25 protein-coding genes are annotated in these 23,567 nt (G+C 32.6%); 9 read left to right on the forward strand and 16 right to left on the reverse strand.

The genetic code is table 11. The features are described from left to right. Positions 1–903: a 16S rRNA (cytosine(1402)-N(4))-methyltransferase RsmH gene (rsmH, locus tag CAP47_RS04385; RefSeq protein WP_410523960.1), complete on the reverse strand. Its 903-nt coding sequence runs from the start codon at positions 901–903 to the stop codon at positions 1–3. Next, positions 896–1,351 carry a division/cell wall cluster transcriptional repressor MraZ gene (gene mraZ, locus CAP47_RS04390; RefSeq protein ID WP_093239789.1) on the reverse strand — a complete coding sequence of 152 codons (456 nt, stop codon included), beginning with the start codon at positions 1,349–1,351 and terminating at the stop codon, positions 896–898. The genes rsmH and mraZ overlap by 8 nt, the downstream gene beginning before the upstream one ends. 275 nt (positions 1,352–1,626) lie before the next feature. Here mraZ and CAP47_RS04395 point away from each other — a divergent pair, with 275 nt between their 5' ends. Then, the gene (locus CAP47_RS04395) at positions 1,627–2,391 is read left to right on the forward strand and encodes an alpha/beta fold hydrolase (RefSeq protein WP_093239793.1); all 765 of its coding nucleotides are present in this window, start codon (positions 1,627–1,629) and stop codon (positions 2,389–2,391) included. A gap of 11 nt (positions 2,392–2,402) precedes the next feature. Beyond that, positions 2,403–2,999 (forward strand): ribosome biogenesis GTP-binding protein YihA/YsxC, encoded by a 597-nt coding sequence (gene yihA, locus CAP47_RS04400; protein WP_093239797.1) that lies wholly within the window; start codon positions 2,403–2,405, stop codon positions 2,997–2,999. 2 nt (positions 3,000–3,001) lie between these two features. Here the strand turns inward: yihA and CAP47_RS04405 are convergent, their stop codons facing one another. Next, a complete protein-coding gene (locus CAP47_RS04405) occupies positions 3,002–3,877 on the reverse strand; it encodes a diacylglycerol/lipid kinase family protein (RefSeq protein ID WP_100775561.1) in 876 nt (291 codons plus the stop codon). 67 nt (positions 3,878–3,944) lie between these two features. Here CAP47_RS04405 and CAP47_RS04410 point away from each other — a divergent pair, with 67 nt between their 5' ends. Then, positions 3,945–4,913, forward strand: coding sequence for an App1 family protein (locus CAP47_RS04410; RefSeq protein WP_100775562.1), 969 nt, complete (start codon positions 3,945–3,947; stop codon positions 4,911–4,913). 47 nt (positions 4,914–4,960) lie between these two features. On the opposite strand, the gene gldC is transcribed toward CAP47_RS04410, so the two are convergent. Then, positions 4,961–5,296 (reverse strand): gliding motility protein GldC, encoded by a 336-nt coding sequence (gldC, locus tag CAP47_RS04415; RefSeq protein WP_093239810.1) that lies wholly within the window; start codon positions 5,294–5,296, stop codon positions 4,961–4,963. 3 nt (positions 5,297–5,299) lie between these two features. Further along, a complete protein-coding gene (gene gldB / locus CAP47_RS04420; RefSeq protein WP_100775563.1) occupies positions 5,300–6,274 on the reverse strand; it encodes a gliding motility lipoprotein GldB in 975 nt (324 codons plus the stop codon). 67 nt (positions 6,275–6,341) lie between these two features. Here gldB and nadE point away from each other — a divergent pair, with 67 nt between their 5' ends. Then, positions 6,342–7,118, forward strand: coding sequence for an NAD(+) synthase (gene nadE, locus CAP47_RS04425; protein ID WP_100775564.1), 777 nt, complete (start codon positions 6,342–6,344; stop codon positions 7,116–7,118). On the opposite strand, the gene dnaG is transcribed toward nadE, so the two are convergent. Further along, positions 7,111–9,066: a DNA primase gene (gene dnaG / locus CAP47_RS04430; RefSeq protein ID WP_100775565.1), complete on the reverse strand. Its 1,956-nt coding sequence runs from the start codon at positions 9,064–9,066 to the stop codon at positions 7,111–7,113. The two genes, nadE and dnaG, sit on opposite strands and share 8 nt — an antisense overlap. A gap of 9 nt (positions 9,067–9,075) precedes the next feature. Next, positions 9,076–10,053: a polyprenyl synthetase family protein gene (locus tag CAP47_RS04435; RefSeq protein ID WP_100775566.1), complete on the reverse strand. Its 978-nt coding sequence runs from the start codon at positions 10,051–10,053 to the stop codon at positions 9,076–9,078. Positions 10,054–10,321: 268 nt separating this feature from the next. Here CAP47_RS04435 and CAP47_RS04440 point away from each other — a divergent pair, with 268 nt between their 5' ends. Together CAP47_RS04440 and CAP47_RS04445 are read left to right on the forward strand one after the other, a co-directional pair. Further along, the gene (locus CAP47_RS04440; protein WP_100775567.1) at positions 10,322–11,146 is read left to right on the forward strand and encodes a T9SS-dependent choice-of-anchor J family protein; all 825 of its coding nucleotides are present in this window, start codon (positions 10,322–10,324) and stop codon (positions 11,144–11,146) included. A 223-nt stretch (positions 11,147–11,369) separates the two neighbouring features. Further along, positions 11,370–12,272, forward strand: a complete 903-nt coding sequence (locus CAP47_RS04445; protein ID WP_100775568.1) for a T9SS type A sorting domain-containing protein — start codon at positions 11,370–11,372, stop codon at positions 12,270–12,272. Between the two features lie 72 nt (positions 12,273–12,344). Here the strand turns inward: CAP47_RS04445 and rlmN are convergent, their stop codons facing one another. The 3 genes from rlmN to CAP47_RS04460 all read right to left on the reverse strand — a co-directional run bounded on the left by rlmN (position 12,345) and on the right by CAP47_RS04460 (position 15,388). Next, positions 12,345–13,385: a 23S rRNA (adenine(2503)-C(2))-methyltransferase RlmN gene (gene rlmN, locus CAP47_RS04450; RefSeq protein ID WP_100775569.1), complete on the reverse strand. Its 1,041-nt coding sequence runs from the start codon at positions 13,383–13,385 to the stop codon at positions 12,345–12,347. Positions 13,386–13,426: 41 nt separating this feature from the next. Continuing rightward, positions 13,427–14,278 carry a hydroxymethylglutaryl-CoA lyase gene (locus tag CAP47_RS04455; protein ID WP_100775570.1) on the reverse strand — a complete coding sequence of 284 codons (852 nt, stop codon included), beginning with the start codon at positions 14,276–14,278 and terminating at the stop codon, positions 13,427–13,429. An 84-nt stretch (positions 14,279–14,362) separates the two neighbouring features. Beyond that, a complete protein-coding gene (locus CAP47_RS04460) occupies positions 14,363–15,388 on the reverse strand; it encodes a quinone-dependent dihydroorotate dehydrogenase (RefSeq protein ID WP_100775571.1) in 1,026 nt (341 codons plus the stop codon). Positions 15,389–15,494: 106 nt separating this feature from the next. On the opposite strand from CAP47_RS04460, the gene pepT reads away from it, so the two are divergent. Genes pepT through CAP47_RS04475 form a run of 3 tightly spaced genes read left to right on the forward strand, consistent with a single transcriptional unit; the run spans position 15,495 to position 18,103 of the window. Next, on the forward strand, positions 15,495–16,739 hold the full coding sequence (gene pepT / locus CAP47_RS04465; RefSeq protein WP_100775572.1) for a peptidase T: 1,245 nt from the start codon (positions 15,495–15,497) through the stop codon (positions 16,737–16,739). Beyond that, the gene (gene crcB, locus CAP47_RS04470; protein ID WP_317042688.1) at positions 16,740–17,114 is read left to right on the forward strand and encodes a fluoride efflux transporter CrcB; all 375 of its coding nucleotides are present in this window, start codon (positions 16,740–16,742) and stop codon (positions 17,112–17,114) included. It begins immediately after the preceding gene. Further along, positions 17,111–18,103, forward strand: coding sequence for a hypothetical protein (locus tag CAP47_RS04475; RefSeq protein WP_100775573.1), 993 nt, complete (start codon positions 17,111–17,113; stop codon positions 18,101–18,103). The genes crcB and CAP47_RS04475 overlap by 4 nt, the downstream gene beginning before the upstream one ends. Here CAP47_RS04475 and CAP47_RS04480 read toward each other — a convergent pair. The 6 genes from CAP47_RS04480 to CAP47_RS04510 form a co-directional block, all read right to left on the reverse strand. Next, complete coding sequence (locus CAP47_RS04480) at positions 18,100–19,026, reverse strand: 2-hydroxyacid dehydrogenase (protein WP_100775574.1); 927 nt, start codon at positions 19,024–19,026, stop codon at positions 18,100–18,102. The genes CAP47_RS04475 and CAP47_RS04480 overlap by 4 nt on opposite strands. A gap of 9 nt (positions 19,027–19,035) precedes the next feature. Continuing rightward, on the reverse strand, positions 19,036–19,659 hold the full coding sequence (locus tag CAP47_RS04485; RefSeq protein WP_100775575.1) for a response regulator: 624 nt from the start codon (positions 19,657–19,659) through the stop codon (positions 19,036–19,038). Then, complete coding sequence (locus CAP47_RS04490; protein WP_100775576.1) at positions 19,656–21,494, reverse strand: tetratricopeptide repeat-containing sensor histidine kinase; 1,839 nt, start codon at positions 21,492–21,494, stop codon at positions 19,656–19,658. Before CAP47_RS04490 ends, CAP47_RS04485 begins: the two co-directional genes overlap by 4 nt. A 278-nt stretch (positions 21,495–21,772) precedes the next feature. Further along, positions 21,773–22,387 carry a deoxynucleoside kinase gene (locus CAP47_RS04500; RefSeq protein ID WP_093239866.1) on the reverse strand — a complete coding sequence of 205 codons (615 nt, stop codon included), beginning with the start codon at positions 22,385–22,387 and terminating at the stop codon, positions 21,773–21,775. A 12-nt stretch (positions 22,388–22,399) separates the two neighbouring features. After that, a complete protein-coding gene (locus tag CAP47_RS04505) occupies positions 22,400–23,182 on the reverse strand; it encodes a hypothetical protein (protein ID WP_153043487.1) in 783 nt (260 codons plus the stop codon). Between the two features lie 7 nt (positions 23,183–23,189). Continuing rightward, positions 23,190–23,537 carry a DUF6122 family protein gene (locus CAP47_RS04510; RefSeq protein WP_100775578.1) on the reverse strand — a complete coding sequence of 116 codons (348 nt, stop codon included), beginning with the start codon at positions 23,535–23,537 and terminating at the stop codon, positions 23,190–23,192. Positions 23,538–23,567 lie beyond the last annotated feature (30 nt).

Below are 23,567 nucleotides of genomic sequence, written 5' to 3' on the forward strand. Positions count from 1 at the left end.
TTATACTTTTTCTGCGATACGAAGTTTTGCGCTTCTTGCTCGATTATTTTCTAAAATTTCGTTTTCTTGAGGAACAATTAATTTCCCCACCTTTTTAAGAGGTGCTAAATTATTACCATAAAAATCTTTTTGAACCTGACCAGAAAAGTTTCCATCTCTTATAAAACGCTTAACCAACCTATCTTCTAAAGAATGATATGTGATACAACTCAAGCGACCTCCTTGAGATAAAACATCTGGAGTTTGCTTAAGAAATTCTTCAAGTGCGAGCATTTCTTGATTGACTTCAATGCGAATGCCTTGATATATTTGTGCTAAAAATTTATTTACTTTCGTTTTTGGTAACAGAGGCTCAACAATTGAATTGAGCTGTGTTGTCGTTTGTATTTTTTCATTTTGTCTAGCTTGAGAAATAACACGAGCCAACTTATGCGCCATTTTTAATTCGCTATAACGTCTGAAAACACGTGTCAACTCTTCTTCCTCATATTCATTAATAAGTTCAGTAGCGCTCAATTCTGTATTCTGATTCATTCTCATATCAAGACTTCCTTCAAAACGGGTTGAAAAACCTCTTTCTGCTTTATCGAATTGATGAGAAGACACGCCAAAATCAGCTAAAATCCCATCAACTTTTTTGACTTTATAAAATTTTAAAAAGCGATTAATATGTCTAAAATTCGCTTCAATTAATTCAAATCTAGGATCATCTATTTTATTCAAAACAGCGTCTTGATCTTGATCAAAAGCATATAATTTTCCCTCATCACCTAAGCGTGATAAAATTTCACGTGAATGTCCGCCACCTCCAAAAGTGACATCAACGTAAATGCCTTCTGGCTTAATCGCCAAAGCATCAACTGATTCTTTCAGCAAAACCGGTATGTGATACGCTTTATTCATCATCTTGATCTCCCATTACTTCTTCTGCCAATTCAGCAAAATCATCAACATCATTTAATACTTTCTCATAATTCTCTTTATCCCAAATCTCGATCATTTCACCGGCTGAAGACAAAACGACTTCTTTTTGAAGCTCTGCAAAAGCTGATAAATCTTTTGGAACTAAAATTCTAGAGTTAGCATCCGCCTCTATCAACTTCACGCCAGCGGTAAATTTTCTAACAAAATCGTTGTTTTTCTTTTTAAATTTATTCAAGCGGTTAATTTTGCCCATCAACTTGTCCCATTCCTGCATTGGATAAATTTCTACGCAGTTTTGAAATACAGATCGCTTAAGCACCAAGCCGTCATCAACAACATTTGCTAACTGCTTTTTGAGTGCTGATGGCAATGTGAGTCGACCTTTAGCGTCGATTTTACATTCATATGTTCCTATAAAGTTGAGCATTGCTAAAAATTACATTTCAAATATATTGAAAAATTTCCCACATTTACCCACTTTTTACCACATTGTTGATAAGTTTTTACTCAAGTCCATTTCTTAAAATTTGAAAAGCAAAGAATAGCGCAGCATTCGAAAGATTTGAAGTCAACTCATTGATAATGAATTTGTTTTCATTTAAAAATACATTAGCCTTAGAGAAATAATTTGAATTGAATTTAAAATCATAACAAGGCTTTTATAAATATCATTATATTTGAGAATTCAAAGAACCGGATTTAATGGAACAACATATACAGCAAGACGGTAAGTTTAAATTTTTTGAATATGGCGAAGGTCAACCGCTAGTCATTCTTCATGGATTAATGGGCGGATTGAGTAACTTCGATGGTGTTATGAGTTTTTTCCCTGAAAAGGGTTATAAAGTTGTCATACCTGAACTTCCGTTGTACGACTTACCTCTTCTTAAAACAAACATTAAAGTTATCACCAAATTCATTAAAGAATTTATTGAGAAACGCGATTATGGACAAGTCATTTTAATTGGTAATTCCTTGGGCGGACATATTGGTTTACTCACAACCAAACTTTATCCCGAATTAGTCAAAGCACTTGTTATTACTGGGAGTTCCGGTCTTTATGAAAGTGCCATGGGTGAAAGCTACCCTAAACGTGGTAACTATGAATACATCAAAGAAAAGGCAGAAAATGTCTTTTACGATCCTGAAGTTGCGACTAAAGAAATTGTTGATGATGTTTATGAAACGGTCAATGATAGATCTAAATTAGTCAGAACTTTAGCGATTGCAAAAAGTGCAATCCGTCACAATATGTCGAAAGATTTACCAGAGATGACAACGCCAACTTGCATTATCTGGGGAAAACAAGATAATGTGACGCCACCAAATGTGGCCGAAGATTTTAATAAACTACTTCCAGATTCTGAATTACATTGGATTGACAAATGCGGTCACGCTGCTATGATGGAGCATCCAAATGAATTTAATGAAGTGCTATACACTTGGCTTAAAAAGAGAAATCTTTAAAAATTAATTTTATGTTGATCAAATCTGCAAAATTCGTTGAAAGCAACAGCGATGTGCTTAAATGCCCAAAATCTTCTTTACCTGAATATGCTTTTATCGGTCGAAGTAATGTTGGAAAATCTTCCTTAATCAACATGCTGACTAACCATAAAAATTTAGCAAAGGTTTCTGGGAAACCAGGAAAGACAAGATTGATTAATCATTTCTTAATTAATGACAATTGGCATCTTGTCGATCTTCCAGGTTACGGTTATGCAAAAGTGAGCAAGAAGGAAAAACGAACTTTTCAAAAATACATCACAGCATATTTTGAAAAAAGGCCTCAACTGGTCAACACATTTGTTTTAGTCGATATTCGACATGAAGTTCAGCCAATTGATCTTGATTTTATGATTTGGTTAGGCGAAAGCACAATTCCTTTTTCTATTATTTTCACAAAAGCTGACAAGTTAAAATCAACTCAAATCGAAAAAAATGTCGCTGCTTATTCTGCGAAATTGCTGGAGACTTGGGCTGAAATGCCACCTTACTTCATCACTTCTTCAGCTCACAAAATTGGACGTGATGATATTTTAGATTACATCAACAATATCAACAAAAGTTTATAGTTTTAAGGGATAAGAATCGGCAATTTTCTCGTTGAGAGCTTAACTGAGACTTTTTCTTTTTCACCGCAATATTCTCCATCTATCTGAAATGATACAGGTTGATGACAAAAAACTTCTACTTCCTTAACAGGGAAAATCTCAACAATGTTTGGATCAAATTCGATTTCATTTGAAAGCGTTTTTAAAATTTCTTTGACATCAAAATCTTTAAAAATTAAAACTTCAAAAATACCATCATCCATTTTTGCATTTGGATTGACAACAGCACCTGTTCCATATTTTTGAGCATTGGAAAAAGCCAGAAAAACACCACTTCTTTTAATTTCCTTATCATTATATTTAATAGTAAAATCAAAAGGATATCTGCTTTCCCATAAAGTAGGAAGCGATTGTAATAAATATCCCATTTTACCACGAATGGCTGATGCTTCATAATTTTTGATCAATTCAGCATTAAGTCCAAAATCACTGATATGTAAATAAATTTCATCTTCAATTTTCAACATATCTATTGATATTTTATTTCCACCCAAAGCAATATCAATTTGAGAATACAAATTATCAGGAATATTAAGATTCACAGACAGTCCGTTAGCGGAACCTGTGGGAAATAAGGCGACTGCCGTAGTCTCATCCTTCAAAACCTCAGCAAGCATTTTTAAAGTTCCGTCTCCACCTAAAACAAAGATGCGATCAAACTTTTGTCTGTCGAGAATTTTCACTATTTCAGCATGATCATTTTCTCCTGTGGTTTTATAAATTTCAAAAGCTATATTTTTTTCATTTAAAACACTGACAATTCTGTCAACAATATCTGTTTTGTCAATGTTTCCTGAAATTGGATTGACGATTATTAAAACTTTTTGTAAATTTTCCATTGTGGCGTCTTTCAGTTCATAAAATTAATTAATTTAAAGCAACAGAATCACATTAAAACATCAAAATTTGAAACTCGATCTCAAACTTTATCGCGGCTATGCAAATAACAATGAAATTAAAGTTTATGGACATGTTTTTAAGTCTTGGGCGCCTGATAAATTTCGCCTAGACAGAAAGGGAATCAAGCACGCTTTTTCTGTCATACATATGTTTAGGATAAAACCTTTAAAAAACATTGAGATTGATTTTAAATTTCAAAATTTGACAGCACAAGCTGTAACTCGAGAAGATGGTTACTTTGAATTTAATGTCCCTTACGATGGCGATCTAAAAAGTGGCTGGCACACCTATGAAGTCAGTTGCAAAATCAAAAAAATTGGTATTGTCGAAAAAGGAGAATTCCTAAAACCTTATGAATCTGAATATGCAATTATTTCAGATATAGATGATACTTTTTTAATATCACACAGCAATAGTTTCTTTAAAAAACTATATGTGATGTTATCTAAAAACGTCAATAAACGAAAGATTTTTGATGATGTTGTTGACCATTATAAAGCTTTAAGTCAGGCAGGTCAAGAATCTAAAAAAGCATCTAATTCATTTTTCTATGTTTCCAGCAGTGAGTGGAATTTATATGCATTTATTGAAAATTTTGCACAATTACATGAATTACCAAAAGCTGTTATTCAACTCAAAAAAATAAAAAAAGGAATTACTGACTTCTTGATGACTGGTCGAGGTCAGCACAATCATAAATTGGAAAAAATCAAAGACATCATTTCATTTTACCCTGAAATTTCTTATGTTTTACTAGGTGATGATTCTCAAAAAGATCCTTTTATTTATGAAAAAATTTGTCAAACTTATCCAAATCGTATAAAGGCGATTTATATAAGGCAAGTTGGAAGTAATCAAAAAAAAGAGGTCGTTTCAACTTTAAAGAAAATTGAAAACCAAGATGTTGAAGTCTGTTATTTTAAAGAAAGTTCAAAAGCGATTGAACATTCTAGGAAACATAAAATTATCACTTAAAATAAGCTGATCTCATCTTTAATTGCAGACAAGATCAGCATTTGAAACTATTCTTTCTTCAACTCTAATTTTTCAGCAAAGTAATCACAGAAATCGTGGAAAGTTGCTGTCATTTTCTCATCATCTGTTGCACGCTGAAAGGTGTTAGCCATACTGACTAAGGTTTGATGAAAAAACTTCTGCATCTCATCAACAGGCATATCTTTCGTCCATAAATCAATACGTAAAGTTTCTTGCGCTTTATGATCCCAGATTGACAACATTGCTGCTTTTGCTTCAGCGTTTTCTATGCCGCCATCTTTTGCAGACCATCTAATTTTTTCTGGAACTTTATTCTCATCTGTTTCTAGATTGATATTGATATCAGCTTTTCTTTTTGACATTTCTTAAGGTTTATAATTCGCTTTATTAAAAATTTCTATCGCTTTCATTTGTAACATTTCGGCTGGTGACACCTCAGGGTTTTTCTTCATAAAATCACGTACAATCTGCCACCCTATATATTGACCAATTCTTGGTGAAGATTCATTATCAACACCTAAATAAAATTTTGAAAAAGGTGCCAAATTGATAAATCTTTCATTTAAATCAGTCTTTGTGGAATAGATCATTTCTTGCTCTACAAAATGTTGCCAAGTTTGTTTTTCATTATTTTTCGCCCAATTCATTTGATCTTCAGTATAATGAATTTTCACAGCATCAGACTCAAAAGGAATCGTAATATCTTTAAAATACAATAATTTACCATAGTAAATCATTTTTGAAATAAATTGACGCGAATCTGCCTTTGGGGTTAGCGATTCAGCATAAGTTAGAGCGATGTCTGATAACATATATTTCTTGTCTTGATATTGACTGATATATGTTTCAAAATCCATGTAAAATTTATGATCTTTTCCTAAATAATTATCTAGAGACACAAACAATAAAGTGTCAACAACAACTGCTTTATTTTTGTAATCAACACTTTCAGCCAAAGTCAGAACAGTGGGTTTGTTCACTTGAGGGAAATAATGCTTAACATATTTAAAAAAACGCTCGATATCTTTCTTTTCTTCTGAAAAACTCTCAAAAGCCTCAGCTACTTCACTGTTAATTTCATTCTGTAAACTATCATTCATTTTATCAATCCATAAGCTATCTTGAACATTAGGATTAAAAAAATAAGGATATTCCTTTTTAAGTTCAGGTAAATCTGAAGCCTCTGCATTAGCAAAAGTACGATCAAATCTATCGATTTTTATGTCGATATTTTGCGCTTCAACTTCTTTTAAAATTTTTGAATCCTCTTGATTTGAACATGATGTCATCAAAAATACAAATCCACTCAAAAAGAAAGTAATTCTAACCAATTGCTTCATCAAAATTTATTTGGTTTTGATATATTTGACTGCAAATGTAATTATAATAAATCTTAATCGAGAAGGCATGCAATCTGAAAAAATCATAAACTTTATCAAAAATTGGCTTACAGATTATGTAGAAAAAGCTCATCAAAAAGGTTTTGTCGTTGGTATCTCTGGCGGAATTGATTCAGCAGTTGTCTCAACTTTATGTGCCATTACAGGAAAACCGACCTTATGTGTTGAAATGCCAATACACCAAGATATAAATCAGGTTGATCGCGCTCAAAAACATATCGATTTTTTAAAGAAAAAACATAAAAATGTCAGTTCGATTTCTGTTGATTTAACCTCTACTTTTGAAACCTTTAAAAATGAAATGCCATCAACAGATTCGCCTCAGCTTGATTTAAGCTTAGCCAATACAAGAGCTCGACTACGCATGACATGTTTATATTATTTTGCAGGACTTGGTAAACAACTGGTTGTTGGAACCGGAAATAAAGTTGAAGATTTTGGTGTTGGTTTTTTTACTAAATATGGTGACGGCGGCGTTGATATTAATCCGATTGCCGATTTAATGAAGTCTGAAGTTTTTGCATTAGCGAAAGAATTAGAAATTATTGATGTTATCCAAAAAGCTCAGCCAACAGATGGTTTGTTTGGAGACGAAAGAAGCGATGAAGATCAATTGGGCGCGACTTACGATGAACTTGAATGGGCAATGACTTTTGAAGGAGATGTTACTCAACTTAGCAAAAGACAAACTGAAGTTTTAGAAATATTTCAGCGTTTAAACAAGCAAAATCAACACAAAGTGACGCCAATTCCTATTTGTGAAATTCCTGAGAATCTTAAATAATACGATTTAATTTTCTGGCAATTAGAACTTCAAGTTGCTTGTATTCCATCGTTTCTTGTAAAATTTCCATGCGTTGATCATCATCAGCATTTTGAATTTCTTTCATCATATCTTCTACTTTTTGATGAATCAGAATACGTCTTAAATTAAGGATGGTTTCTGTCACTTCTGAAGGCTCGAGTTCATTTCTATCTTTAACAAAAATATTCTGACTTTCCCATTTATGAATATCGTATTTATCAAATTGCATCACAACAGAAGTTGCTTCACTCGCTAATTCTGTATTAAGATTATTGATAAATGAAGAGATTTCAAATTTTTCTTGCGTTGATAAATTATCAATTAATTTTTGATATAAATCTTTAAAAACATCATCAGTAAATTCAACTTCATCACTTTGAAGATCCATGTAGATTTTTTCATAAACCTTATGTTCAGTCGAAATAGGTTTTAAAACCTCATTTCCCGTTTCATCAAAATCAATTTCAAAATCTTCAAAACTTGCAGAATGAGAACCATACTTAAAAAGTAAACCGATAATAATACGTTCCAACTCTTTTTGCGGATCAACTTTTGGCAGCTCAATGTCTTTAACTTTAGAGAGTTTTTCTGGTTGTTTCTGCTGTTGTTTATTCTTATTTTTAGATTGACGATTCAGCATTTGATCCAGCGTACTGAATAGAATTCCTTCAGAAACTTGCATGATGTTCGCACAGCTTTTAATATACAATTCCTGCTTAATTGGATCAGGAATTTTAGCGATGCTTTCGACAATATCCCGAGTTAACTCGGAAGTTTTGACAGGATCATTTTGTGCTTCTTCTGCTAAAAGAGAAGCTTTATACTGAATAAAATCTTGCGCATTATTTTTTAAAAAATCTGAAACTTCTTCAAAGGAATTTTTCCTTGCAAAACTATCAGGATCTTCACCTTCTGGAAAGCTACAAATTTTGACATTCATGTCTTGCTCTAAAATCAAATCGACACCACGTAATGAAGCACGCTGACCTGCAGCATCACCATCAAATAAAACAGTAATATTTGAAGTTAAACGTTTGATGAGTCTGATTTGATCTGGCGTTAAAGCCGTTCCAGAAGAAGAAACAACATTTTGCAGACCACTTTGGTTAAACTGAATAACATCGGTATAACCTTCAACTAATAAACAATTATCATTTTTTGCTATGGATTGCTTGGCTTGATATAAACCGTAAAGAATTTTACTTTTATGATAAATTTCGCTTTCTGGCGAATTAAGATATTTAGCTGTTTTTTTGGATTGATCTAGAATACGACCACCAAAACCAAGCACACGACCAGACATGGAATGAATCGGGAAAATGACTCGCCCACGAAAAGCATCATAAGTTCGGTCACCACTTTTTTTGGTCAAACCCGTTGATAAAAGATAATCGAGTTGATACTTTTCTTTCTGCGCCCTATCGGTTAACGCAGTCCAATTTTCAGGTGAATACCCAAGTTCAAATTTTTTGATGGTTTCATTTGTAAAACCACGTTCTTTAAAATAGCTTAAGCCAACAGATTTCCCTTCATCAGTTTTGAAAAGTTGTTTAACAAAAAAATCACGTGCAAAAGCTGAAACAGCAAACATGCTTTCTTTAACAGAAGCCTTTTCTTTTTCTTCATCAGTTTGCTCGGTTTCTTCTATTTCAATGCCATATTTTTTAGCTAAATATCTGATGGCTTCAGGATAAGAATAATGCTCATGCTCCATGATAAAGCTAATCGCGTTCCCTCCTTTTCCCGAAGAAAAATCCTTCCAAATCTGCTTTACTGGCGACACCATAAAACTCGGTGTGCGTTCATCAGAAAAAGGACTCAAACCTTTAAAATTAGAACCAGATTTTTTGAGTTGAACATAATCGCCAATCACCTCCTCTACTCTGGCGGCATCAAAAACTTTATCTATTGTTGACTTTGAAATCAATTGTATAAATTATTTTTCGCGGTTAATCACATAATCAACCATTAATAATAAGGACGCTTTGTAATCAGATTCTGGATATTTCTTTAGATATTGAAGTGCTTCATCTTTATAGGCATGCATTTTTTCTTCAGCATAAACCAGTCCATTTGAATCTTTGACAAACTGAATCACTTCTTGTACACGCTTAGAGTCTTTGTTATGATTTTTCACAGAATTGATCAACCATTTTTTATCCTTTTTGGAAGCTTGGTTCAATGCATAAATTAATGGCAATGTCATTTTCTGCTCCTTAATATCTATACCCGTAGGTTTACCTATTTTCTGTTGACCATAATCAAATAAATCATCTTTTATTTGAAAAGCCATTCCGATCAACTCGCCAAACTTTCGCATATCCTCAACATCTTGAGATTTGGGCTTAACAGCAGCAGCGCCCAAACTACAACAAGCTGCGATTAGTGTTGCTGTTTTTTGACGGATGATATCATAATAAACCTCTTCAGTAATATCAAGACGTCTTGCTTTTTCGATTTGTAAAAGTTCGCCCTCACTCATCTCACGAACAGCAACTGAAATAATTTTCAACAAATCAAAATCATCATTATCTATAGAAAGTAATAATCCTTTGGATAAGAGGTAATCACCAACAAGCACGGCAATTTTATTTTTCCATAAAGCGTTTATTGAGAAAAAACCTCGACGTTGATTACTATCATCAACAACGTCGTCGTGAACTAAAGTTGCGGTATGAATAAGTTCTATGACTGAAGCGCCACGATAAGTTCGGTCATTGACTTCTCCTTTTGAGACCATTTTTGCCACTAGAAATACAAACATTGGACGCATCTGTTTTCCTTTGCGATTAACAATAAAGTGTGTGATTTTATTAAGAAGCGCAACCCTCGAAGACATAAAGAGCGAAAACTTTTTCTCGAAAAGTTCCATTTCATGCGCAATGGGTTCCTTTATTTGATAAACTATTTTCATATGTCAAAAATAGCAAAGTAAATATAAATTTCATTCATTAAAAGAAGCTAAGAATATTTTAAGAAAGAGTATCTTGATTTGATGTAATAGCTTAATTTTTTCTAAACAATAATAAGGACAATTAACACTCGGAACAATCTTAAAAGTATGAACTCAACAGAGATTCTCTTAAAAAACAATAAGCTTGTCACTTTTAACAAATAATTTTTTGGACTTAATATGATTTATTTTAAGTTCACGCCAGATTTAATAACTTAAATAAATTAACATGAAAAAAATTACTTTACTAGCTTTACTTTTTGTGGCATCAATCGGTTACTCTCAAACAGTGATTTGGGAAGATGACTTTAATGACGAAGATATTTCAGATTGGACACTTTATGATGAAGATGGAGATGCTAACGAATGGTTTGTTGTTCAAATAGAGGAAGAAGATGGGACTCCTGTCAACACTCCTGTTCTTAGATCAGCATCATGGAGCTCTTTTTCAGGTCCATTGACTCCAGATAATTACGCTGTTTCCCCTGCAATAGACTTAACTGGGGAGGATGGAACAAATACAATTACTTTAACTTGGAATGTGTCAGCTGCAGACGCTGCGTACTCTGATGAAAACTACACTGTTTATGTTGCCACAGGAAACTCTGTTTCAGAATTAACATCAAGCTCTATTAGTTTTAATGAATTGGTTTCAGACAATGGCCCTGCTGGTTCAGAAAATTTCTATGAAAAAACTCTAGATTTGACTAGTATGGCAGGAGAAACAGTCTATGTTGGCTTTAGACATCATGACGTTACTAATGTTTTCACAATTGAAATAGATGATGTTTCTGTAACCACTGAGCCAAATGCTTCAAACGATCAATTTGCAGCGCATAACTTTAAATTCTACAACACAACTGATGTTCTTGGTTTATCTGCAAATACAAATATTGATACTATTGAAATTTTCAATTCTTTAGGTCAAAAAGTTGGGACTTATGAACTTGATTCAATGAATTCTGAAATCAATATCAGTAATTTATCATCTGGTTTATTTATTGCTAAAGTAAGCATCGGTGATTCTTCAGAGACATTCAAATTTGTCAAGTAAAATTAATTTTACATTACATAATATGACCCAGAACTTTTGTTCTGGGTTCTTAAAAGATTCTTTATTGTGTTAATGAATTCAATTTTTAAAAAACAGAAATAAAAATTTTATATAGATTTCCTTAAATAAAAAACACTCTAGTTGTTTTTAACAATTAAATTTATAGTATTATCATTAATTGTTATATATTCACGCCGTAATTAATAACTTAAAATAAATAAACATGAAAAAAATTACTTTACTATTAGCTTTTGCTTTAATGTCAATAGCGACACAAGCGCAAGAAATCATCAACAGACCAGGTGGCATAGCACAAACAGGTTTAATTTCAACTAAAGGAAATGACGGTACTGCTGTCTATGGTGCTGATTTTTTTACAATTACTGAAGAAGTCACTCTAGGAACATTAGATATTAGTGGCTTTGGTAGTTTAGATGTAAGTTCAGGTGGTCTATTTTCTTTTGAAAGTAATATTACCGACTTTAATGTTTATATTTTTGAAGATAATAATGGTGCACCTGATGGTGATCCAGAATCAGGCGGAGAACTTTACGCACTAGCTAATATTACTGACGCCAACTACACTTTAACAGATGGTAACTTTTTACAAATTGATTTAACAGCGGCTAATGGAGGTACAGAAATTACCTTACCAGCAGGTAACTATTGGATTTCTGCTTTCCCTTCTGCAACAACTGCTCCTACTGGAGATGGTCGTTGGAACTGGATGGGTTCTGATGAAACTACTACATACAATGCTGTATTAATTGACCCAGCTAACTTATTTGGAGCCGGAGCAACTTCTTGGACTGATGCGTCAGCTTTACTTGGCGAGCCATTCCCAACATTTTCATGGGTTTTAAGAGACAATACAGCAATGGGTGTTGCAGGTGATTTAGCTGAAATGATTTCTGTTTATCCTAATCCAACTTCAGACTTTGTACAATTGAACTTACCTTCTCATATCGAAGTAACTTCAGTACAAATGTTTGACCTATTAGGAAAAAACATTGATGTTGAACTTAACAATAATAAACTTGATTTAACTTCTTTTGCTGAAGGTGTTTACATGATTAGCATTGAAACAAACCAAGGTAAATTAACTAAGAAGATTATCAAAAAATAATCTAAGTTTTCTTAGAATAACAAAACCCAGAACTTTCGTTCTGGGTTTTTTGCTTTTAAACATGTTTTATATTTAATGCTTATTCGCTAATTGTCCACAAGCAGCATCAATGTCCTTACCTCTTGAGTGTCTTAAAGTTACTGTTATTCTGTTTGCTTCAAGTGCATTTTTATATTTCGCAACAGCATCATCTGAAGCTTGCTGAAACTGTCCATCATCAATTGGGTTGTACTCAATCAAGTTAACCTTGCACGGAATGTGTCTGCAAAATTCAATTAATGCACGAATGTCTTGATGAGTATCGTTAATCCCTTCCCACACGATGTATTCGTAAGTGACAGGTTTATTTGTTTTCTCATACCAATATATTAAAGCATCTCGCAAATCTTCTAAAGGAAATCTTTCGTTAAAAGGCATGATCTGGCTTCTGACTTCATTTCTCGCAGAATGCAATGAGACAGCTAAATTGAATTTCACTTCATCATCTGCCAATTTTTTAATCATTTTCGGAACACCGGAAGTTGATAAGGTAATTCGTCTTGGTGACATTCCTAATCCTTCAGACGATGTGATTTTTTCAATAGACTTTAAAACATTATTGTAATTCATCAATGGTTCGCCCATTCCCATATAAACAATATTTGATAAAGGCATATCATTATACAAACGGCTTTCTCTATCAATGGCGACAACTTGGTCATAAATTTCATCTGCATTGAGATTTCGCAAACGCTTTAATTGTGCTGTTGCACAAAATTTACAATCTAAACTACATCCTACTTGTGAAGAAACACAAGCTGTTGTTCTTGAATAAGTCGGAATCAAAACAGATTCAACTGTGAAGCCATCATGAAGTTTGACAGCATTTTTGATGGTTCCATCAGAACTGCGTTGCATGGTATCAACTTCGATGTTATTAATCACGAAGTTTTCCTGAAGCATTTCACGCGTTTGTTTTGAGATATTTGTCATATCATCAAAATCATAACAGGCTTTTTGCCACAGCCACTCATAAACTTGAGTGCCTCGAAATGATTTATCTCCCTGAGCCACAAAGAAATCTTGCAACTCTTTTTTACTTAATGCGCGTATATCTTTCTTAGAATTTTTCACGTTGCAAAGGTAAAGAGAAAAAATGAGCTGACTCAATCTTATCAGAAAACCTGCATCGACTGATTATAAGCCGCCTCAAAACTCGTCATTTTGACATTTGTATCGACTTTATGTTGTGTAAAGTAAGAAAGCATTTTTTCGGTTGGCATATTTCCTGTCAGTTTATCTTTAGCCATTGGACAACCACCAAAACCCTTAATTGCGCCATCAAAGCGTCGACAACCTGCTTGATAAGCAGCATCAACTTTGTCATGCCAAGCTGTTGGTGTTGTGTGCAAATGCGCTCCAAACTCGATATGAGGATATTGAGGAATTAAGTTTGAAAAGAGATACTCTATTGTCTCACGATCTGATGAGCCAACAGTGTCAGAAAGCGACAAGATTTCAACACCCAATTGAGCAAGTTTTTCTGTCCACTCAGCAACAATATCAACATTCCATGGATCTCCATAAGGATTTCCGAATCCCATTGATAAGTAAGCCACAACTTTTTTATCATGTCGATGTGCAACTCCGATAATAGATTTAAGAACTTCAACAGATTCTGCTATGGTTTTATGTGTGTTTCGCATCTGGAAATTCTCAGAAATTGAAAAAGGATAACCTAAATAATCGATTTCATTAAACTGGCAAGCATCTTGAGCACCACGCAGGTTAGCAACAATTGCTAACAATTTGCTTTGTGTTCGGCTTAAATCTAATTGATCTAAAACTTCAGCCGTATCTCGCATTTGTGGGATTGCTTTAGGCGAAACAAAACTTCCGAAATCAATGGTATCAAAACCACAATTCAGCAAAGACTGTATGTACTTTGCTTTTTTATCTGTAGAAATAAAATTTTTGATGCCTTGCATTGCATCACGTGGGCATTCGATTATCTTCACTGATTCCATGCCTCAAAGATAAGATTTTGCAGTATTTATGAAAGCTTTAGCTGAAATAAGTCTTTGTCTCCTTATTAACTTTTATATAAAAAATTAAGACTCCTTTTGCTGAAGCACAGCTTCATTAATGTCTTTAATGAGTTGAGGCCCTTTATAAACAAAACCAGTGTAAAGCTGAACTAAACTTGCGCCAGCTTTGAACTTTTCAATCGCATCTTCAGCCGTCATAATTCCGCCAACACCAATAATCGGAAATTTTGTTAAGCTTTTTTCTTTTAAAAATTTTATTACTTCAGTTGAACGCTTTGTCAATGGTTTTCCACTCAATCCGCCAATTTCATCTTTATCAGAAGAAGTTAAACCTTCTCGACTAATTGTTGTATTCGTTGCAATCACGCCAGCTATTTTTGTAGTTTCAACGATTGAAATAATATCTAAAAGTTGATCATCAGTTAGGTCTGGTGCTATTTTCAAAAGAATTGGCTTCTGCGTTTCTTTCTCATCATTAAGCTTCTGTAAATGCAAAAGTAATTTTGTGAGCGGCTCTTTGTCTTGTAAAGCTCTTAAGTTTGGCGTATTTGGCGAACTCACATTCACAACAAAATAATCAACAACATCAAACAATGCATGGAAACAAATGGCGTAATCATTCATTGCATCTTCATTGGCTGTGATTTTATTTTTACCAATATTACCGCCAATAATCACATTTTTGTTATCTTTTAATCTTTCAAGAGTCGCCCCTACTCCTTCATTATTAAATCCCATTCTGTTGATAATCGCCTCATCCTCCTTTAATCTGAATAAACGTTTTTTAGGATTTCCATCTTGCGGTTTTGGGGTCACAGTTCCGATTTCTATAAAACCAAAGCCTAGACTTGACAGTTCTTTATAAAGTTTTGCATCTTTATCAAAACCGGCAGCTAATCCAACTGGATTTGGGAATTTAATACCAAAAACTTCAGTTTCTAATTTTTCAGAATTAACTTGATATTTTTTAAAGAATAAAAAATTAAAACCAGGGATGTTATGAAATTGACGTAAAGTCTTGAAAGTAAAATGATGTACTTCTTCAGGATCAAATTGAAAAAGAAGTGGTTTAAGAAGAGAATTATACACGAGCCAATGTTTTTGCAAAAATAACTTAATAATAAGATTTCTCAATTGAATTTGAACAGAAAAGGAAAAATAAATTGCTTATTTTTGAACATCAAAAAATAATAACATGCTGAATAATAAAGAGATTTTAGAACGATTTTTAACCTACGTCAAAATCGATACAGAAAGTGATCCAAATTCCAATGAAACACCAAGTACAGAAAAACAATGGGATTTAGTGAATTTACTAAAAAAAGAGCTTGAGGAAATCGGGATGAGTGATGTCAGTATTGATGAAAATGCATACGTGATGGCAACTTTGCCTTCTAATTGTGATCATGATATTCCTGCCATTGGTTTTGTTTCACACTTTGATACCTCTCCTGATTATACAGGTAAAAATGTCAATCCTCAGATTCATGAAAATTATGATGGAAAAGACATTGTTCTGAATCAAGAAAAAAATATTGTTTTGTCACCAAGTTATTTCGACGACTTAAAAAGATATATCGGAAATACAATTATCACGACAGATGGGACAACGCTTCTTGGTGCTGACGATAAGGCTGGTATTACAGAAATCATGTCTGCAATGGAGTACTTATTAAGAAATCCAGATATCAAACATGGAGACATTAAAGTTTGCTTTACACCTGATGAAGAAATCGGTCGCGGTGCGCATAAATTTGATGTCAAGAAGTTTGGTGCTGAATATGCTTACACAATGGATGGTAGTGAAATTGGAGAATTGGAATACGAAAACTTTAATGCAGCTTCTGCTAAAGTCACTGTTAATGGTCGTATTGTACATCCTGGTTATGCCAAAGGAAAAATGATCAACTCAATGTATATGGCTCAGAAATTCATCGATAGTTTACCAAAAGGTGAAGTTCCTGAAAAAACTGAAGGTTATGAAGGTTTCTTTCATTTAACAGCAATTAATGGTGAAGTTGAAGAAACGAAACTCAACTATATCATCCGTGATCATGACAAAGATAAATACGAGGCTCGTAAACAATTGATGGAAGATATTGTGAGAAATCTTAATGAAGAATATGGTCAAAACACTTTCGAAATTAAGATTGAAGATCAATATTTTAACATGAAAGAAAAAGTAGAACCTGTTAAACATATCGTTGATATTGCTGAAGAAGCGATGAAGGCTGTGGATATTGAACCAATCATCAAACCGATTCGTGGTGGCACTGATGGCGCTCAATTAAGTTATATGGGATTACCGTGTCCAAATATTTTTGCTGGTGGACATAACTTCCACGGAAAATTTGAATATGTTCCTTTAGAAAACATGGTAAAAGCTACTGAAGTTATTATCAAAATTGCTGAATTAACAGCAGAAAAAAGTAAATCATAAATGATTAAAAACCTCGCATTAGTCTTTATAGGTGGAGGTTTAGGAAGTATTTGTCGATACCTTATCGGCAAATACTTTTCTCAATTCAAATGGGTTGATTTTAATTTAGGAACGCTCACAGTTAACATTATTGGTAGCTTCTTAATTGGACTTTTTATAGGCTATTTTTTAAAAGACGAAAGTCAAAATCAAGATTTGTATCTTTTAACTGCAGTCGGCTTTTGCGGCGGCTTTACAACATTCTCTAGCTTTAGCATCGATCAATTAAATCTTCTTAAAAATGGCGCCTATCAAAGTTTTTTCATTTATCTTATACTGAGTTTAGTTTTAGGACTTACAGCAACATTTCTTGGTTTATTAATGACGAAAGCATGAAAAAAGCACTTTATATTTTGCTTGCCATTATCCTGATTTTTTTAGGATTTTATTTATTTGTTCATTTTCAGAAAATAGAAACGAAAGGCTATGTTAATCATGAGTTTGATGTTCCTAAGGAAATTGTTACTCAAAAATTAAATAACTTTGACTCATTTAGAAAAAATTGGCCTGTTGCAACAAAAACAGATTCGGTTAATATTGTTTTGAACTCAAATAAATCAAGTTACAGTAGTATAGAATTACTACCATCACAAAATAATTTCCCAGAACAAATTCATTTCAAAAATTGGCTCAGCAATCAGTATGTCAATTTAGATTGGACAGTTTCTAAAAACAAAAATGAATCAACTTCTGTAACCCTTAAAATTGACACGCAAGTCGACTTTTTTGATAAACTGAATCAATTGATCAATAAGGAAACAGCCATTAAAATTGCTAAAAAACAATTTACTGAAGGTCTTGAGAATTTAGAGAAAAGTATCATTAAAGAAATGCAATCATTTGATGTCAAGCCTTTAGAAAATAAAAGCTTATCTGGTGGATTCTTGTTGAAATCTCCAATGCAAAGAAGTTCAGATTTGAATGCTGCCGTGAACAATGCAAATTCAATTTTTAAAGATTTCAATCAAGCAGAAAAAGAAATCAATGTGACATTAAGTTGTATATTGATCAACAAAATCAGCTCTGATGAAGTTCAATATCAAGTAGCACAAATTCATTTAATTGAACCTGAATTGTCTCACGATTTAATTAATGCGGATTACAATATTTCTCGCATCGAAAATCAAAATTATACACGGCATCGCTTATTAGGAAATTATTCAAATATCGATAAACTATGGTATGAAAGTTTTCAAAGCATCAATCAATCTAATTCAGAAGTTTTAAACGAATTACCAATCATCTATATGTTATCGAAAGATAACCAAAGAGAAATTAATCCTTCGAAATGGCATTCTGAGTTATGGATTCCTATCGAAAACTAATATTTCTTGGAGCGATCAACTTGATTTTTTAAATCTTTTCCATTTTTCATATTTTCAATATTATCATAAATCTGGTTGACGACAGATTGTGGATCCGTCATACTTGCGACGTGAGGTGTCACTAAAACTTTAGGATGCGACCAAAAAGGTGAATTATTCGGCAAAGGTTCTTCATCAAAAACATCGAGAACAGCACTTGACAAATGCTCTTCGTTAAGCAATTGAATCAAATCATCAACAACAACATGTGGCCCGCGTGCAAGGTTAATTATCTTTGCGCCTTGAGGTAGCTTTTTAAGGTTTACATAATTCAAAACACCTTCTGTTTCTTCGGTTAATGGTAATAGGCAAATCAAAATATCGAGTTGTGACATAAATTCATCAAACTCATTTTCTGTAAAACTTCTAAAGGCTTTATTCTCTTTCTTTGATTTTGACCATCCTAAAACTTGAAAGTCATTTTGATAAAGTTTTTCTGCCACAGCTTGTCCTAAAACACCCATTCCTAAAATACCAACTTTTGTTTCCTGTGGTTGTCGGTAAGCTTTTATTTGCCAATTTCTCTCTTGTTGCTGCGCTATATGAAAATTATAATTTCTGATATGAAACAGGGTATTCAACAAAGCAAAATCAGCCATATCGCGTGTCAGGTTTTCATCGACAATTCTTGTGATTTTCACATCATCAGGAATCGTTTGATCCTTCAAAACATGATGAACTCCTGCTCCCATCGATGCAATGACTTTTAAGTTGGGATAGTTCTTATAAATCCCTTCAGGATGACGCCAAGAAATGGCAAACTCTATATCATTAGGATTTTCAACTTCAGGATAAACCTGAATATCTAAATCCGGATTTTTTTCTTTAAAAGCCTTGAACCAAGGTTTTGAATCGCGATGTTGACAAACAAGTAATATTGACATATTGTTATTTTAAGAAAAGTTATATTTATTTTCAACTGCATATTTTAGCAGTTCATTTTTGCCTTTAAGCTTTAGCTTGGCAGACATGTTTTTTCGATGCGTATAAACTGTAGAAATTGCACAATTCTGAACATCGGCAATCTCTTCAGAAGTTTTACCATTTGCTATTAGACCAAGAATTTTCTGTTCTGTTGAAGATAATAAAGAATTAGGTATGAACTCTGTTGCTTGTTTTAAATCACGAGAAATATCTTGATCATAAAACGTATTTCCAGCAACGATTTTATGAATCGCTAAGACTAAAACATCAAGCGAAGAAGTTTTAAGAACGTAAGCATCAGCGCCAGCATCAGAGGCCTTTTTGACCGCTTCTGGTTGATCGAACATAGAGAAAACAATGACTTTGATTTCAGAAAAATTCTCTTTTATTTTTTGAGTTAATGCAAAACCATCCATATCCGGCATTTTCAGATCGGTAATAACAACATCAATTTTATTATTTTCTAAAAGTTTAAGCATCTCGACTCCATTATGAGCCGCATCGATAAATTCAAAATTCGGTGTGTTCTCAAGAAGCATTTTAACGCCATCTATCAAGGCTTGATGGTCATCTGCAAAAGCGATCTTAATCATAATTTTACATCTAAAATAATCGTGGTTCCTCTATTAATTCGTGTATCTATTTGCATTTCTCCATTTAGATTTTCCAATCTTTTTTTAATGCTCGACAATCCCATTCCGTTATTTTCTATTTTTTCAACATCAAAACCAACACCGTCATCTTCTACGATAATATTTAAACTATCATCATAAAAATTGACATGGATTTCAACATTTTGAGCCTTAGCATGTTTAACAACATTAGCTAACAATTCTTGTAAAATTCTAAACAAACCAACTTCAAGATGCTGTGGTATTTTTTGATTTGTATTAAAGCTATGAATTTTAAATTTGATTTCATGAAGATCTTCTATTTGTTGACACAAATCTTTCAGCGCTACAAAAAAGATTTTATCAGCAATCATTTCAGAGTTTTTGTAATGTGAAAGTCCACGGATATCTTTATAAGTTGACCTCAATAATTCATAAGTTTTCGCAAAAACTTCTGCATCTTTAGTGTTTGACATTTTTTGTTTTAAAACTTCAAAATATGCGCTGATTGAAGCTAAGTTTGCCCCAACATGGTCATGTAAATCACTAGCTATTTGCTGACGCTCTTTTTCTTGACCTTCAAGTAAAGCATCAATTGCTTTTAATTCTTGTTCTTTTAACTTTTTCTCAGTCTTATTAATTTTCAATTGACTTTTTTGTTGTTTAATCAATTGTTGTCTTTTAAAATTTTGATAATACAAGAATGAAAGAAGTAGTAAAACAGCGGAAATTCCAAAAGTTGAATAAATAACTATTCGATTTTGTTCATTCTTTTGGGTGAGAATCAAATTTTCTTTTTCCTTTTTATCAGCCTGAAATCGTGTTAAGTTAATATTCTGCTTTTGAGCATTAAGACTATCTAAATAATTCATTGACTTTTCTAAATACACATAAGCCGAATCTGGTTTTTTTAAGGCCATAAAATCTTCAGCCATCAACTCGTAAACATAAGCACTCAAGTCATGATCAATACTTTTATTGCTTTGCTTGATCGCCATTTTAGCATAATTAATTGCTTTACTGTGATTGCCTTGAATTCGCTCTAATTCAGCCAAATTATGATATGCTAAACGAATTTTATTCTGCAAACCTAATTTACGATTAATCCTAATGCCTTTATTATAATAATATTTTGCTGAATCTTTATCAAAAATATAATCCGTGTAATACATGCCTTTATAAGTATGAAGAATACCTAGTGTAAAAGGATTTTTATCTTGACTATTGTAGTCGTAGGCCTTATTTAAATGGGTTAAAAAATCTTGATAAGTTGTATCAACTTCAATGCTATTAAAAGCTTTTTCTATTTCTAAAAAGCATAATTGATTCAGGTTGTCTAATTTTTTAGCGTTTTCAGCGTAAGCCTCGAGGTATTTAGGTTGAGATTTGCTGTAAAAAGTCGGGTCGAACATTGTGTAATAAATGTCCAAATTCAAATCATTATAGCGTAATTTATCGCCGATATCAAGATAACGTTTTTGGGCTTTTTGATAATGTTTAAATGCTAAGTCAAAATTACTGTTGTGATCATAGGCTTTCCCAAGAAAATGATGGTAATACGCTAAATTTTTGTTACTAAGCTGAAGCGTATCAATGCTTAAAAGAATTTCAAAAGATTTCTCTAACTTCTTTTGAACAGTATAATAATTAGCAGTCACAAGCTGATCTTCAATACCTGAAAGTTCATTTTCGTTAAAAACAATTTGTTCAATTGAGTCTAATTGTGCACGTTTAAAAAAGCGATCCAGAGATTTATTTTGTGCGAAAGAAAAATGTACCCAGAATATGAGTAAGAGAATTAACTTGTATTTTGACATTTTGGAGCGGGGTTTGCCCAAAAATATGAAATCTACAAACTAATACAAAAAGATATAATTAATTATGAAGCACAAACTTCATTAAGAAAAGAATTATCAGGAAAACAAAAAAAGCATAAATTACATATCTTGAATTTTTATAATGAATCGCTCGTAGCGCTTTGTCTTTTCGGTACATAAAGAAAATGACGATAACAAAAGCAACAAAAAATAACACTGCAAAAACAAGCTGACCTGTTGAAAACATAATAAAAAATTAAAGATTTAACAAAAGTTAATTAAAATAACCCGTGTAATTCACCATCAATACGGTTGATGATTTCGCCTAAGTCTTCAGGCTCATCAACAAAATTTAAACCATCAACATCAATAATAAGCAACTTCCCTTTATCATAATTACTGATCCATTCATCGTAACGTTCATTTAAACGATTGAGGTAATCGATTGAAATTGAATTTTCATAATCACGGCCACGACTTTGAATTTGCTTGACTAAATTAGGAACCGAACTTCTTAAATAAATCAACAAATCTGGTGATTCTGTCACGGATTCCATCAATTCAAATAATGAAGCATAATTCTGATAATCGCGATCAGACATATAGCCCATTTGATGAAGATTAGGGGCAAAAATAAAGGCATCTTCATAAATTGTTCTGTCTTGAATTACATCTTTTTTACCTTCTCTAATATCTAGTATTTGTCGAAAACGACTATTTAAGAAGAAGATTTGTAAATTGAAAGACCAACGCTTCATGTCAGCATAAAAGTTTTCCAAATATGGGTTTTCAATCACATCTTCAAACTCAGGTTCCCAATTATAATGTTTTGCTAATAAACGTGTGAGCGTCGTTTTTCCTGCTCCTATATTTCCTGCAATTGCAACATGCATATCTTCAATGATTTAGACAGTAATTTTGAAAAAATATACTTTTTTACCGTCGTAAAGATAGAGGTTTTCACCATTCAAATGAAAATCTTGAATAAGAATATCAGGAAGTTTTAGCTTTTTTTCATCTTCTGTTTTAAGATGAAGCAAAATCAAATCTTCATTAGTTTTATACAAAAGTTGTCCCTGATTAAGTTTTATTTCTTTCGCTGAATCTACATGAAAAGATTTTATAAAAATTGTATAAGTTGAGTAAATATATAACTGTTTTGATCCTGTATAAACAAAATTATTATAATCACTTGCAAAAGATTGATAAGGCGCCTCAAGCGGCAAACTTTCCGATATAACTTTCAAAGAATTAATATCAATACTTAAAAGGTTTCCACTTAATGCATCAACCACCCAAAGCTGATTTTTTCTAGAGAGTGAAGCAAATTCAGCAGATATTGGATTTTCTAAACTTGAAAAATCAAGGCGTGTAATTTCATTAAGATGATTATCTAAAATAACAACTGTATTGGCATTTTTATAGAAAAGACTGATCCTGAGTGGGTTTAATAAATCAACATGCGTGATTTCTCCCAATTGAAAGTCTTGAAAACTGAGTTGCTTTTGTTTTGATTGTTTATAAAAAACACGATCCGCACTAAAATAAATTGCATCAAAATCATCTACACCGAAAAACTTTTCAGCCTCTAACAAGAAATCTTTTTGAAATTCTAAATTCATACTTTGTGCTGAAGCTTCAAGCATCAATAAGAAATTGATCAAAATCAAAAATACAATTTTTCGCATTGGTGTTTTAAATAGAGTTTTTCATCATTGTCATCAAGCAATCGACTTCATCAGTAATAAGATGAAATATTAAACCAAAGCTAATCAATTTCAGCCAACTTGATTTCGTTAAGAAATAGATTAAAATATAGATTAAAAAAGCATAAAGTGAATGAAAAGTATGATATCCAAAACTGCATCGATCCGCTTGAAAGATTGGAGTTGCCCACAAATGATCGATATCAATCAACATGGTTGACAAAAAAATCAAATAAATTTTAAAAGCAGAAAAGTTAGCATGCTTGAATTTTATAGCAAAAAAATAAATCACACCAAAGTGCATTGCGTAATGAATCAGCGCTTGTAGGTAGATCATAAAACAAAAGTTAGATTAAGCAAAAGAATC

Source organism: Psychroflexus sp. S27 (assembly GCF_002810405.1).
GTDB lineage: Bacteria > Bacteroidota > Bacteroidia > Flavobacteriales > Flavobacteriaceae > Psychroflexus > Psychroflexus halocasei_A.

Excerpts from the sequence above, each read along its gene's own strand:
- CAP47_RS04510 (WP_100775578.1), bottom strand. The coding sequence starts at position 23,537 with ATGATCTACCTACAAGCGCTGATTCATTACGCAATGCACTTTGGTGTG.
- CAP47_RS04505 (WP_153043487.1), bottom strand. The coding sequence starts at position 23,182 with ATGCGAAAAATTGTATTTTTGATTTTGATCAATTTCTTATTGATGCTT.
- CAP47_RS04440 (WP_100775567.1), top strand. The coding sequence starts at position 10,322 with ATGAAAAAAATTACTTTACTAGCTTTACTTTTTGTGGCATCAATCGGT.
- CAP47_RS04485 (WP_100775575.1), bottom strand. The coding sequence starts at position 19,659 with ATGATTAAGATCGCTTTTGCAGATGACCATCAAGCCTTGATAGATGGC.
- CAP47_RS04405 (WP_100775561.1), bottom strand. The coding sequence starts at position 3,877 with ATGGAAAATTTACAAAAAGTTTTAATAATCGTCAATCCAATTTCAGGA.
- CAP47_RS04395 (WP_093239793.1), top strand. The coding sequence starts at position 1,627 with ATGGAACAACATATACAGCAAGACGGTAAGTTTAAATTTTTTGAATAT.
- gldC (WP_093239810.1), bottom strand. The coding sequence starts at position 5,296 with ATGTCAAAAAGAAAAGCTGATATCAATATCAATCTAGAAACAGATGAG.
- yihA (WP_093239797.1), top strand. The coding sequence starts at position 2,403 with ATGTTGATCAAATCTGCAAAATTCGTTGAAAGCAACAGCGATGTGCTT.
- CAP47_RS04475 (WP_100775573.1), top strand. The coding sequence starts at position 17,111 with ATGAAAAAAGCACTTTATATTTTGCTTGCCATTATCCTGATTTTTTTA.
- CAP47_RS04455 (WP_100775570.1), bottom strand. The coding sequence starts at position 14,278 with ATGGAATCAGTGAAGATAATCGAATGCCCACGTGATGCAATGCAAGGC.
- CAP47_RS04480 (WP_100775574.1), bottom strand. The coding sequence starts at position 19,026 with ATGTCAATATTACTTGTTTGTCAACATCGCGATTCAAAACCTTGGTTC.
- CAP47_RS04490 (WP_100775576.1), bottom strand. The coding sequence starts at position 21,494 with ATGTCAAAATACAAGTTAATTCTCTTACTCATATTCTGGGTACATTTT.
- CAP47_RS04445 (WP_100775568.1), top strand. The coding sequence starts at position 11,370 with ATGAAAAAAATTACTTTACTATTAGCTTTTGCTTTAATGTCAATAGCG.
- nadE (WP_100775564.1), top strand. The coding sequence starts at position 6,342 with ATGCAATCTGAAAAAATCATAAACTTTATCAAAAATTGGCTTACAGAT.
- mraZ (WP_093239789.1), bottom strand. The coding sequence starts at position 1,351 with ATGCTCAACTTTATAGGAACATATGAATGTAAAATCGACGCTAAAGGT.
- CAP47_RS04435 (WP_100775566.1), bottom strand. The coding sequence starts at position 10,053 with ATGAAAATAGTTTATCAAATAAAGGAACCCATTGCGCATGAAATGGAA.
- CAP47_RS04500 (WP_093239866.1), bottom strand. The coding sequence starts at position 22,387 with ATGCATGTTGCAATTGCAGGAAATATAGGAGCAGGAAAAACGACGCTC.
- pepT (WP_100775572.1), top strand. The coding sequence starts at position 15,495 with ATGCTGAATAATAAAGAGATTTTAGAACGATTTTTAACCTACGTCAAA.
- crcB (WP_317042688.1), top strand. The coding sequence starts at position 16,740 with ATGATTAAAAACCTCGCATTAGTCTTTATAGGTGGAGGTTTAGGAAGT.
- rsmH (WP_410523960.1), bottom strand. The coding sequence starts at position 903 with ATGAATAAAGCGTATCACATACCGGTTTTGCTGAAAGAATCAGTTGAT.
- gldB (WP_100775563.1), bottom strand. The coding sequence starts at position 6,274 with ATGAAGCAATTGGTTAGAATTACTTTCTTTTTGAGTGGATTTGTATTT.